At 62.3% G+C, this 11,571-nt stretch carries 10 protein-coding genes and 1 pseudogene; 6 read left to right on the top strand and 5 right to left on the bottom strand.

Annotated features, from left to right (window positions below; translation table 11 throughout):
• Nucleotides 1-67: 67 nt before the first annotated feature.
• The 3 genes from NKI25_RS13935 to NKI25_RS13945 all read right to left on the bottom strand — a co-directional run bounded on the left by NKI25_RS13935 (nt 68) and on the right by NKI25_RS13945 (nt 2,601).
• Nucleotides 68-316: a hypothetical protein gene (locus NKI25_RS13935; protein WP_156937305.1), complete on the bottom strand. Its 249-nt coding sequence runs from the start codon at nt 314-316 to the stop codon at nt 68-70.
• A gap of 486 nt (nt 317-802) precedes the next feature.
• Nucleotides 803-1,702, bottom strand: coding sequence for a proline iminopeptidase-family hydrolase (locus NKI25_RS13940; protein WP_023675634.1), 900 nt, complete (start codon nt 1,700-1,702; stop codon nt 803-805).
• A gap of 173 nt (nt 1,703-1,875) precedes the next feature.
• Nucleotides 1,876-2,601 (bottom strand): LuxR family transcriptional regulator, encoded by a 726-nt coding sequence (locus NKI25_RS13945; protein ID WP_245274646.1) that lies wholly within the window; start codon nt 2,599-2,601, stop codon nt 1,876-1,878.
• A 299-nt stretch (nt 2,602-2,900) separates the two neighbouring features.
• Between NKI25_RS13945 and NKI25_RS13950 the strand changes: the two genes are divergently transcribed.
• The 6 genes and pseudogenes from NKI25_RS13950 to NKI25_RS13975 all read left to right on the top strand — a co-directional run.
• Entirely contained in the window at nt 2,901-4,574 is a 1,674-nt protein-coding gene (locus NKI25_RS13950) for an ABC transporter substrate-binding protein (RefSeq protein WP_352998600.1), read from the top strand.
• A 107-nt stretch (nt 4,575-4,681) separates the two neighbouring features.
• Nucleotides 4,682-5,710: an ABC transporter permease gene (locus tag NKI25_RS13955; RefSeq protein WP_352449667.1), complete on the top strand. Its 1,029-nt coding sequence runs from the start codon at nt 4,682-4,684 to the stop codon at nt 5,708-5,710.
• Complete coding sequence (locus tag NKI25_RS13960; RefSeq protein ID WP_352998601.1) at nt 5,710-6,684, top strand: ABC transporter permease; 975 nt, start codon at nt 5,710-5,712, stop codon at nt 6,682-6,684. Before NKI25_RS13955 ends, NKI25_RS13960 begins: the two co-directional genes overlap by 1 nt.
• The gene (locus NKI25_RS13965) at nt 6,674-7,699 is read left to right on the top strand and encodes an ABC transporter ATP-binding protein (protein WP_352690760.1); all 1,026 of its coding nucleotides are present in this window, start codon (nt 6,674-6,676) and stop codon (nt 7,697-7,699) included. The genes NKI25_RS13960 and NKI25_RS13965 overlap by 11 nt, the downstream gene beginning before the upstream one ends.
• The gene (locus NKI25_RS13970) at nt 7,696-8,688 is read left to right on the top strand and encodes an ABC transporter ATP-binding protein (RefSeq protein ID WP_352690761.1); all 993 of its coding nucleotides are present in this window, start codon (nt 7,696-7,698) and stop codon (nt 8,686-8,688) included. The genes NKI25_RS13965 and NKI25_RS13970 overlap by 4 nt, the downstream gene beginning before the upstream one ends.
• A gap of 168 nt (nt 8,689-8,856) precedes the next feature.
• Nucleotides 8,857-9,237 (top strand): annotated as a pseudogene (locus NKI25_RS13975) (branched-chain amino acid ABC transporter permease); the annotation flags it as partial.
• Between the two features lie 19 nt (nt 9,238-9,256).
• Here the strand turns inward: NKI25_RS13975 and NKI25_RS13980 are convergent.
• Nucleotides 9,257-10,432 (bottom strand): ABC transporter ATP-binding protein, encoded by a 1,176-nt coding sequence (locus NKI25_RS13980; protein ID WP_352587374.1) that lies wholly within the window; start codon nt 10,430-10,432, stop codon nt 9,257-9,259.
• A complete protein-coding gene (locus NKI25_RS13985) occupies nt 10,425-11,567 on the bottom strand; it encodes an extracellular solute-binding protein (RefSeq protein WP_352587371.1) in 1,143 nt (380 codons plus the stop codon). The genes NKI25_RS13980 and NKI25_RS13985 overlap by 8 nt, the downstream gene beginning before the upstream one ends.
• Between the last annotated feature and the right edge of the window lie 4 nt (nt 11,568-11,571).

The raw sequence follows: 11,571 nt of genomic DNA on the forward strand, positions 1-11,571 counted from the left end.
ATGCCAAGGCGGGCTCGAAGACCAAGGTGGGGTCGAAGATGGAATTGCCGCTATTCAGGCATATTGCCTATTCGGTGGTTCTTCCGGACGACACCGGCGATGCTTCGGTGTCGGAATAGCTGCCGGGGACGAAACAATAGGCATAGATCTGTCCCCGATTTTCGTCGGTCACGCGGATCCAATCCTTTTCCCACGTTCGGAAGGTAATACGCCCGCCCGTCATCATAGCTGCGGCTCTGAACGGACTCGGCGCGTTGACAACGCGCACCGAGATAACATCGTCGCCGTCCATACGCTCGACGAGATACGTCTGCATGAAAGCCTCCCCATGCCCCGCTAGATCACCCGCACTTTAACGCCGGCTAATGAATTCGGTTGCAACTGCTTGGCGAAACTTTGGGTCCGATACTTTCCGTACCCACCGGCAACTTGGTCCTCCGTATCCGTCAGGTTTTTCAGCGACGGGATGCCAGTTCAGGGGAGGGCAGGCTGATTGCGGCCATGCCGGCGACATGCCAATCTGCGCCGCAACGTTAGGCCCCTGCCTCCGCGGGCAATGGAAAAGGCGCTCGAATGGGCTCCTTTATGCTGTCCGTGATCTGGCATTCTGCCCGTGATTTGGCCTCATCGGACGACCCTGCAGGCCTTTGCGGGACATCCACATAGCGTGGCGTCGCCATCACCGAGGCATAGCAATGTGCGTCGGCAGAGAAATGGGACGGTTCGAGGTTTTCTGAACCTGCCTCACGACGACTGCGTCGTGTCGACGATCCGTTGGAACAGAAGACCTGGCGCTGGAACGTCAATCGTATTTGGCCAGGAAGCGCCCGACGGCGCTGAGGCAGTCGTACTTTTCCTCCACATGCGGCATGTGGCTGGAATTCGGGAAGACCAGGCCTTCAACGTACGGGATAAGATCCAGAAAGGGCTGGACGCAGGCCTCGGTCGCTTCGTCGTAGAAGCCGCGGAAAACCAGGGTCGGCGCCTCGATCCGATGCAGGCGGTCGACGATGGTCCAATTCCGCATCGTGCCGATGACGTGGAACTCATTGGGACCGTTCATGGTGTGATAGACGGTCGGATCTTCCTCGATTGCCGCAAATGTCCGGGCGACCTCTGGCGGCATCGGAACGACGCGACAGACATGACGGTCGTAGAAAGCCTTCGTCGCCGCAACATATTCGGGGTGATCGGTGGTTCCCGCCGCTTCGTGCCGGTCGAGCGCACTTTGCACATCGGCTGGCAACTCGGTGCGCAATTGCCGGGCCCCTTCCACCCACAGCGCCATCGAGGCCAGCGAATTGGCCAGGATCAATGCCTTGAGCCCCTCAGGGCGGCGCACGGCGTGCTCGGCCGAGAGTATGCCGCCCCAGGACTGGCCGAGCAGGGCATAATGGCCGGCAATGCTGAGATGGGCGAGCAACGCATCGAGTTCGCCCAGGAAGAAATCGACGGTCCAGAAGTCGCCGCCCTTGTCCGGCAGATGGGTCGATTTGCCGTTGCCGATCTGATCGTAGTGGATGACGGCTCGCCCGGTTCCGGCAAGCTCCTTGAATGAGTCCACATAGTCGTGGGTGCAGCCCGGTCCACCATGAGCGACGACCAGGGGCAGCTTGCCCGACCCGAGGTCCCCGGTCACACGGTACCAGGTGCGATAGCCCTTGTAGTCGCTAAATCCTTCGGTGATCGCATGTGCCGTCACAGTCCAAGCTCCGCATCATGGCGCGGCAGGAGCCACTTTGGTGCACCCCTCCCAAGCCTTGTTTGCGGCCGACGGTACTAAGCGGCCCAGCGCATTTACAGCTAGCACTTTTTATAGGTTCGCCGGTTATGGGTTTGCCCGGGGCAAGGCCGATCCCCCGCAGGTCGCGAGCCTCAATGCTCCGGTTCGAGCAGCCGGTAATGGGCGGCGAGCGCGATGGCATGGAAGCGGTTGCGCGCGCCAAGCTTTCGCGTCGCCGCGTTGAGGTGCAGCGTTGCGGTAGGCACCGCGCGGCCAATCTCACGCGCGACCTGCTTGGCCGTCAGTCCGGCAGCGGCCAGGCGCAGGCACTGACGTTCGCGCGACGTCAGATGGACATGTTGGCAGGTGCGGATTCCGGCGTCGAAACCGGCGTAGGCGGAGTCATGCAGCAGATGACCCAGATCTCCGATCTCGGCGATCAAGGGTCTGGCTTCGAGCTCGAACCCGGCCTCCGGATCGGCACGGATCGCGGTGAAGGTGGCGAGATCGCCGCCGGCAAGGCGAATGGGTACGGTGACGCCGCAGGTCATCCTGGTGTCAAGCAAATAGCTGACCACAGGATCGTGCTTGGACTGGAGCACGCGCTGCATGACGGTGCTCTGAACGCCGCTGTGCGACCAGAGAAACGGTCTCGATACGGTGAGCGCGGCCTCCTGCACCGGGTCAAGCTGATAATATCCGCCCTTGCACCAGAGATCCTGCATGTCGCGCGGCACGTTGCGCAGAGCCATCAACGAGGGCGTGATAAGCTCGCCCTTGTGACTGACCGGCACGGGCGTATAGTCGTAGATGAACGCGGTGAAACCGATGGGCTCCAGCACCTCCGTTGCCACCGCCATGGCAGCGTCGATGCTCATTCCGGTTTGGAACCGGCTCTCTAGATCGCCTGGAAGGCTTTGCATCGGGCAAGCTTACCCGCTGATGATTGCTTGTCAAATAGCCATGTCGGCCGGCTGCTCAACAAATAGGCGGGGGTAAGCCTGTCCGACCCTATCTATCTTAATAGCTATCCCGTCCGGCTTCGCTCGCCGTAGTCTTTTGTGATTGGGCCAAGTAGCGGACACCGTTCGCAAACCCAGACTGTTTCAGCCGCGCAATGGTCGATCGATCGGGTTCAGCGCGGCAAAAGCCGACACGCCTCCATGAGGGAATAAATATGCGACCCCAAAAAGCATTTGCAGCGTTGATACCCTGCCTGGCTCTGCTCGGCGTGACCATGATGTCGCCGGCAAGCAGTGCCTTGGCCACCGAGGGCAAGCCAGGCGGCACACTCCGACTGCTGGCCAATGCCGCGGCAGGCACCGCCGATCCGCACATCAACTACACGCTGCAGTATTTCCAGATCAATTATGTCCTCTACGATGGCCTGGTGACCTACAAGAAGGCCGGGGACAAGACCGGCTTCGAAGTCGTCGCGGACCTGGCGGAAAGCCTCCCGCAGGTCGAGAACGGCGGCAAGACCTACGTCTTCAAGCTGCGCAAGGGCATCAAATTCGCGGATGGCTCGGATGTCACCACGAAGGACGTGGTGGCTTCGTTCCAACGCATCTTCAAGATCAGCGGGCCGACGGCCGGGACCTTCTACAAAGGCATCGTCGGCGCGGATGCGTGCTTGAAGGCCCCCGCTGCATGCACCCTCGAAGGTGGCCTGTCGGTCGACGATGCGGCCGGAAGCATTACCTTCAACCTGGTCCAGCCGGATGCCGAGTTCCTGCAGAAGCTGGCCGTTCCACACGCGTCGATCCTGCCGGCGAGCGCGCCGCTGAAGGACGCCGGCACCGATCCGATCCCGGGTACCGGACCGTACATGATCGCCAGCTACGACCCCAACAAGCTAATGAAGATTGTGCGCAATCCTCACTTCAAGGAATGGAGCAAGGAAGCGCAGCCGGCCGGATATCCGGACGAGATCGACTATGAATTCGGCCTTACCGACGAGGCGGCGGTGACGGCGGTCGAGAATGGCCAGGCGGGCTGGATGTTCGACCCACCGCCGTCCGACCGTCTCGCCGAACTCGGCACCAAATATGCCGCGCAGGTCACGGTTCACCCGCTGACGGCAATGTGGTATGCGCCGATGAACACCAATCTGGCGCCGTTCAACGACATCCGCGTTCGCCAAGCCGTGAACTTCGCGATCGACCGCGCCGCGATCGTCAAGCTGTTCGGCGGCAGCAATCTGGCGCAGCCGGCCTGTCAGATCCTGCCGCCGGGCTTCCCGTCATTCGCAGCCTATTGCCCGTTCACCGCCAATCCAGGTGAGAAGTGGTCGGCGCCGGATATGGACAAGGCCAAGCAATTGGTCGCGGAATCGGGAACCGCAGGTCAGGAGGTGACGATCATCACCGAGGACACCACGGTCTCCAAGGCGATCGGCGTCTACCTGCAGGATGTGCTCAACCAGCTTGGCTACAAGACGTCGGTCAAGCCGATCTCGCAGAACATACAGTTCACCTACATCCAGAACACCAATAACAAGGTGCAGATTTCGATCTCGCAATGGTTCCAGGATTACCCGGCGCCATCGAATTTCCTGCAGGTCTTGTTCAGCTGTGCCTCGTTCACGCCGGGCTCCGACGCCTCGGTCAATATTTCGGGGTTCTGCGACAAGTCGATCGACGCCTCGATGGACGAGGCAGAGGCAGCCACCATCGCCGATCCGGCCAAGGGCGCGACACTCTGGACCGCCATCGACAAGGCTGTGACGGACAAGGCTCCGGTCGCTGTCCTGTTCACGCCAAAGCGCGTCGATGTGATCTCTTCCAGGCTGAAGAACTTCACCTTCAGCCCGCAATTCTACTGGATTGTCAGCCAGTCCTGGGTGGAATAGCCGACCGGAGCCAATGCGACGGAGTGCCGCTGGCTCTCCGTCGCATTTCCTTTTCCGGCGGATCAGCGCATCTTCCAGGCCGCGATTTTTCCCAGGCAATCCTGTTCATGGTCAATGTCATTGCGGACCAGCCTGCCATCCCGGTTCGCCGGGCCACCGATGGCCCGTGGCGCACCGCTTGGCGCAAGCTGAAAGGCGATCGTTCGGCAATATCTGCCTTCGCCGTGCTCGTCGTCATCGTGATCGCCTCGCTCGCGGCGCCGCTTTATGCGCGATACGTCTCCGGCACCGATCCATTTGTGACCAATCTCAATGGCGAGATCGTCGTCGATGGGGTGACCCAGCCGGTGCTGCAGCCCTCCACCGAAGGCCTTGGCCTCGGCATGACGCCGGTCGGGCCGACCTGGCGCATCGGCCCCTATATGCTCGGTGCCGACAACCAGGGCCGTGACGTCGCGGCGCGGCTGCTTTACGGCGGACGGGATTCGCTGTTGATCTCGGGTGCTGCAGCCGTGCTGTGCCTTGTCCTCGCGACATTCCTGGGGGTCGTTTCCGGCTTCTTCGGCGGCATCGTCGACATCGGCCTGTCGCGCATTCTCGACGTGCTCTGGGCTTTTCCGATTTTCCTGTTGGCGATTTCGTTGTCGATCGTGCTGATTGCGCAGAGTATCCAGATCGGTCCGTTCGAAATCCGCTCCGGCAGCCTGTGGCTACCGGTCTTCATCATCGGCATCGTCTATGTGCCCTATGTGGCGCGGCCGATCCGCGGCCATGTCCTGACCTTAATGCATGCCGAATTCGTCACCGCTGCGATCGGCCTTGGCGCATCGCCCTGGCGCATCCTTTTGCGCGACATCATGCCCAATGTGGTGACCCGCATCATCGTTTTCGTGCCGTTGATCCTGGCGCTCAACATGATGACGGAATCCTCGCTGTCGTTCCTGTCGATCGGCGTGCAGCCGCCGGATGCCAGCTGGGGCACGATCATCCAGGACGGCCAGGGCCTGCTCTATTCGCGGCCGGTCGTGGCACTGGCGCCGGGGCTAGCCATTGTGATCACGGTGCTGGCCCTAAACATTCTGGGCGACGGCGTGCGCGACGCGCTCGATCCGAAATCCTCGCCGAGGGGCGTCTAGTGGTTGCCGCGCTCGGCTTCCGGCTTGGCCAGATGGTGCTGGTTATGTTCGGTATCAGCGTCGTCGCTTTCCTGATCTTCTTTGCGACGCCTGGCGCTGATCCATCGGCGCGCATTGCCGGCCGCAATGCTTCGCAAGAGACGCTGATCCAGGTGCGCCACGATTTCGGTCTCGACCGGCCATTGCCGGTGCAATATGGGCTGATGATGAACCGGCTTTTCGTCAGCCGCGATCTCACCTCCTTCGTCAATCGCGGGCAGCGCGTCATTCCGACCGTGATAGGCGCCATTCCCGTGACGCTGTCGCTGGTCGGCGGCGCGGCAGTGCTGTGGGTGCTCGGCGGATTGATCGTCGGTGTGATCGCAGGCGCAACGCGCGGTACATTCATTGATCGCGCGCTGATGATCCTGAGCCTGGTAGGCGTGTCGATCCCGGTCTTCTGGCTGGGCGAGGTCGCCAACCTGCTGACGCAAAGCCGCTGGCACGACAGCTGGCTGTTTTCCTGGGTTCCTCCGCTCGGCTACATCCCCCTGACCGAGAATCCCTGGGGCTGGTTCAAGGCGCTCGTCATTCCGTGGTTCACGCTGGCAACCCTTTATGTCGGCCTCTACGGCCGGGTGCTGCGGGCAAGCCTGATCGAGATGATGCAGGAGGATTTCATCCGCACCGCCCGAGCCAAGGGGATCGGCGAGCGGCGGGTGGTGCTGCATCATGGCCTCAGGACCTCGCTGGTCGCATTTGTTACCATGTTCGGCCTCGACTTCGGTGCCCTGGTCGGTGGCGGCGCGCTGCTGACCGAAGTGGTCTTCGGACTGCAGGGCGTCGGAAAACTGACCTACGAGGCGCTGCAGACGCTCGATCTGCCGATGATCCTTGCCACGGTGATCTACGCCGCCTTCTTCGTGGTGATGGCAAACTTCGTCGTCGACGTGGTCTTCGTCTTCATCGACCCGAGGGCTCGCGATGTCGGCTGATGCTCCTCTTCTGGTGGTCAAGGACCTCACCGTCTCCTTCCGCAGCGACGAGGGCCTGGTGCGCGCGGTGGGAGGTGTTTCGTTCTCCGTCGAGCAGCGCGAGATCGTCGGTGTGGTCGGCGAATCCGGTTCGGGCAAAAGCCAGACCTTGCTCGCCATTATGGGGTTGATCGACAGCCCCAACGCTATCGTCTCCGGTTCCATCCGTTTCATGGGACAGGAGCTGATCGGGCTCAAGCGGCGTGCGCTCGATGCCATTCGCGGCCGCCAGATCGCGATGATCTTCCAGGATCCGATGTCTGCGCTCACCCCGGTGCATACGATCGGCAACCAGATCGGCGAGCAGGTCCGCGCGCATGAAAAAGTGTCGGCGAAAGCGGCACGGGCGAGGGCCGTGCAATTGCTGGATGCGGTCGGCATCGCAAATCCGGATCGGGTCATCGACAGCTACCCGCACCAGCTTTCCGGCGGTATGCGCCAGCGCGCGGTGATTGCCATGGCGCTCTCGTGCAACCCGGCGCTGCTCGTCGCGGATGAACCGACTACAGCCCTCGATGTTACCGTGCAGGCGCAGATCCTCGAACTGATCGGACGATTGCGCGACCAGTTCGGTTCCGCTGTGATCGTGGTCACGCACGATCTTGGCGTCGTCGCCGAAGTCGCGGACCGGGTACTGGTGATGTATGGCGGACGCTTTGTCGAGGAGGGCGGCAAGAGCAGCGTGTTCCGGGCGCCGCTGCATCCCTACACATGGGGCTTGTTCGGCTCGATCCCGCCGATGGAGGGACCACGTCCAGCCCGGCTCGCTGCCATTCCGGGAATTCCGCCGTCGCTCTCCAACCTGCCGAAGGGCTGCGCCTTCAGCCCCCGCTGCGCCTTTCGCCACGACGCCTGTCTGGTTCAACTGCCGATCATGCAAGGCGAGAGCCATCGCGCCGCGTGCCTGTTGCCGGAGCCTACGCGCAGACAATTCGCTGCCCAGAGGCCTGGCGGCGTGGTGGAGATGCAACGATGAATGCCATGCCACGCGAACGTCCGCTGCTTCGTGCCGGCGACCTGTCGAAGCGCTATAGCGTCGGCCGCTCGATCTTCCCGGCGCAGCGCCGGACCGTGCATGCGGTTGATACGGTGTCGCTCGACATCTGGCCTGGGGAGACCCTCGGCATCGTCGGCGAGTCCGGTTGCGGCAAATCCACGCTTGGCCGGTGTCTGGTGCGTCTGACCGAAATCAGCTCGGGGTCGCTGGAATTCGAGGGCCGCGACATCAGCGACGCCTCCCAGCGCCAGCTTCGTCCGTTGCGGCGGCAGATGCAGATGGTCTTTCAGGATCCCAGCGCTTCGCTCAATCCGCGCCGGCGGGTCGGCGATCTGCTGGCCGATCCGTTCCGCATCCATGAACGCCTCTCGGCATCGGAAATGGCGGACCGCGTGGCCGAGCTCCTGCGCCGGGTCGACTTGTCGCCCCAGCACGCATCGCGCTACCCGCACGAATTCTCCGGCGGCCAGCGCCAGCGTATCGGCATCGCCCGCGCGCTGGCGCTGCGGCCACGGCTGATCGTGGCCGACGAGCCGGTCTCGGCGCTCGACGTGTCGATCCAGGCGCAGATCGTCAATCTGCTCGCCGACCTACGCGAGGAGTACAACCTGACCTATGTGTTCATCGCTCACGACCTTTCCGTGGTGCGTCAGATCTCGAGCCGTGTGGCGGTGATGTATCTGGGATCGATCGTGGAGAGCGGGCCGACCGACGAGGTCTTTGCGGCGCCCAGACATCATTACACCGCGGCGCTGCGTTCCGCCGTGCCGATACCCAGCATCGACCGGGCGCGGCGCGGCCGGCTGGTGCTCAAGGGTGACCTGCCCAGCCCGATGAGCCCACCCTCAGGGTGCCGGTTCCACACCCGTTGCCCAGCTGCCACCCCGATCTGCCGCAGCGAGCGTCCGCTTCTCCAAAGCATTGGCGAGGGCCGCCTGGTTGCTTGCCATCATCCAGCCGGCGGTTGACGACGGGAATTCTCGTTCAGCGATATCGGATCAGGACCGTTCAGCCGTAATCGTCCTTTCGGCGAGGATAGCGGCCGATCTGGACGCCGCACGATCCGACGCTATGTTGCGATGATCTTCGGAATACCCGTTCAGGCATTCCTCGGCCAATTGCTGGTCGGCCTCATCAACGAGAGCCGGGCCATTTCGCTCGGCTATTCCGTCGCCAACTACAAGCTGGCGGCTTTCGTCATGTCGGCAACATTGGCCGGGCTGGCCGGCGCGCTCAAGGCGATCGTTTTTCAGTTTGCCACGCTCACCGACGTCACCTGGCAGATGTCGGGCGAGGTGATCCTGATGACGCTCCTCGGCGGCATCGGCACCATGGCCGGGCCGATCATCGGCGCCAGTCTGGTCGTCGGCCTGGAAAACACGCTCGCCACCTCGAACTTTCCGGTGACCATCGCCACCGGCCTGACCTTCATGGTCTGCGTGCTGGTTTTCCGGCGCGGTATTGTCGGTGAGGTCTATGCGCGGTTTCTCGGGCCAAAGGGTGACGCGAAAGACTGAACGGCTCAGTTCCGCCTCGCTAGGCGATGCGTAAGCCTTGCGCGTCGAGAAGCACGCAGCCCAGCGGGTCGAAGCAGACATCGACCGCTTCGCCTTCACGCAGCGGCTGGCCGTCGATCAACGTGTTGGCGCGCACCAGCGTGCCGGCGCCGATGTCGATCTCGTAGACCGCATTGCCGCCGAGATAGGAGGTCGAGACGATCCGTCCCGCCAGCCTGTTGGCAGCACCGGCGGTACCGACGGTAAGCTTCTGCGGGCGAACGACGACGGTGACCGCGCTGCCGGTCGCGAGCGCCTTCGGCGCGGCCGCCTTTACGACATGGCCGCTGGCCAGCGCGATCGTCGCCATCTTGCCGTCCATCACTGTCACGCTGCCGGGCAGCATGTTGGCCTTGCCAAGGAAATTGGCGACGAATGCGGTGGCCGGCTGGTCATAGACCTGCGCGGGAGAGCCGATCTGCTCGATCAGGCCGGCGTTCATCACGACGATGTGGTCGGACATCGACAAGGCTTCTTCCTGGTCGTGCGTCACGAAGATAGCGGTGATGCCCGTCTCCCTCTGGATTTTCTTGATCTCGACGCGCATGTCCTCGCGCATATTGGCGTCGAGCGCCGACAAGGGCTCATCCAGCAGCAGCACTTCCGGCTCGAAGACGATGGCGCGGGCCAGTGCGATGCGTTGCTGCTGGCCGCCCGAGAGCTGCGACGGCAGCTTTGTCTCACTGCCGGGCAGCCGCACCATATCCAGCGCCTTCTTGACCCGGCGCACGATTTCCGGTTTCGGCACGTTTCGGTATTTCAGGCCGAATGCGACGTTGTCGAAGACGTTCTTGTGCGGAAAGAGCGCGTAGTTCTGGAACACCAGACCAATGTTGCGCTTGTAGATCGGGATGTCGTCGACCCGCTTTCCGCCGATCGAGATCTGGCCACCGGAGATGTCGACCAGGCCCGCGATCGAGCGCAGGATCGTCGTCTTGCCGCACCCGGACGGCCCCAGCAAGGTGACGAAACTACCCTTGCGGATCGCCAGTGAAAAATCGCGCACAGCGGCGAACTTGCCGTAGAAAATATCGATGTCGCGAAACTCGACCGCAGGCTTTCCTATCGGCTGCCGCTCGCTCTGGGCGAGCGGGTCGCCATCAGCCCCGGCCGAAGCCGGCCGGGGCTGCTGGTCGTGGCTGTTGTCGTCATGCACCTTTCGACACCCTGTCCCATTGCTTGGTCCAGGCGTCTTCGTTCTTCGCCCAGTAGAGCGGATCGGCGAAGGTCAGCGATTTCATCGATCCAGTCGGGTCGAAGGCCGGAAGCGCCGCGATCTTGTCGGTCAGCTTCACCTTGGTCGGGTCAAGCGATGGCGGATAGTTCTGGCCCTCGGCGACGGCGATCGACGTGGCCGGATCCAGCATGAAATTGATCAGCTCCTCGCATTCGGCCATCGGCGATCCCTTGAGCACCAGCATGTCCTCCATCCATGCGTATGAGCCGGCAGGGTCGAGATAGCCGATCGGCTGGCCCTGCTGCTGCAGGGCGGCGACACGTCCTGACCAGGCGTCAGTGACGACGATCTCGTTTCGCGACAGGAGGTCCATGAGTTCCGCGCCGGAACTCCAGAACTTCTTGGCCAGGTCGCGGGTCTCGCGAACCTTGGCCCAGACCGCATCCATGTCCTGGATGTTGTTGGGGTCCTGTTTCATCTGCAGTGCCGCATACCAGACGCGCGTCGTCATATCGGCGTAGCCGCCGATCTTGCCGGCATATTTCGTGTCGGTAAGCAGGTTGGCGCCCTTTTCCTTGGCTTCTTCCGGCGAGATGACCTTGTTGTTGTAGGCGATGCCGGTGGTGCCGTAATCATATGGCACCGCCGACAGCTTCGGCGTGATCTTACGGAACGGCTCGATCATGGCGGTCAGCACATTCGCCATGTTCGGAATGTTCGCCTCGTTGATCTCGGAATTGAAACCGCCATTGACGTATTTGATATAGTAGTTGACGCCGGAAGAATGGACGATCTGGAAGTCGCCTGGTTTCGACGTCTTGATCTTGGTGATGATCTCGTTCTCGTCGCCAAAGGTGCCCTGGACGACCTTGACCTTGGACTTGGCGGTGTAAGGCTGGAACGCGTACTTATCGATCGCCTCCTGCACCACGCCGCCCCATCCGTCGAAGCGCACTTCCGAAACCGCGGCGAGCGCCCGTCCCATCCAGGGCATGGAAAGCCCGGTGGCGGCGGCAGCGGCGGCCGTCAGCGTCAGGAACGATCGGCGGCTGATGTCGCCATTGGCATAGCGTTCGTTGAGCCGTTCCAGTCGTTTGGTGGTTGTCAGTTTCATTTCC

The sequence above is a fragment of the Mesorhizobium sp. M0808 genome, from assembly GCF_040320025.1.
GTDB lineage: Bacteria > Pseudomonadota > Alphaproteobacteria > Rhizobiales > Rhizobiaceae > Mesorhizobium.

What these genes read in the sequence shown, in the direction of transcription:
- NKI25_RS13965 (WP_352690760.1), top strand. Translation starts at nt 6,674, where the DNA reads ATGTCGGCTGATGCTCCTCTTCTGGTGGTCAAGGACCTCACCGTCTCC.
- NKI25_RS13935 (WP_156937305.1), bottom strand. Translation starts at nt 316, where the DNA reads ATGCAGACGTATCTCGTCGAGCGTATGGACGGCGACGATGTTATCTCG.
- NKI25_RS13945 (WP_245274646.1), bottom strand. Translation starts at nt 2,601, where the DNA reads ATGAGCATCGACGCTGCCATGGCGGTGGCAACGGAGGTGCTGGAGCCC.
- NKI25_RS13955 (WP_352449667.1), top strand. Translation starts at nt 4,682, where the DNA reads ATGGTCAATGTCATTGCGGACCAGCCTGCCATCCCGGTTCGCCGGGCC.
- NKI25_RS13950 (WP_352998600.1), top strand. Translation starts at nt 2,901, where the DNA reads ATGCGACCCCAAAAAGCATTTGCAGCGTTGATACCCTGCCTGGCTCTG.
- NKI25_RS13970 (WP_352690761.1), top strand. Translation starts at nt 7,696, where the DNA reads ATGAATGCCATGCCACGCGAACGTCCGCTGCTTCGTGCCGGCGACCTG.
- NKI25_RS13985 (WP_352587371.1), bottom strand. Translation starts at nt 11,567, where the DNA reads ATGAAACTGACAACCACCAAACGACTGGAACGGCTCAACGAACGCTAT.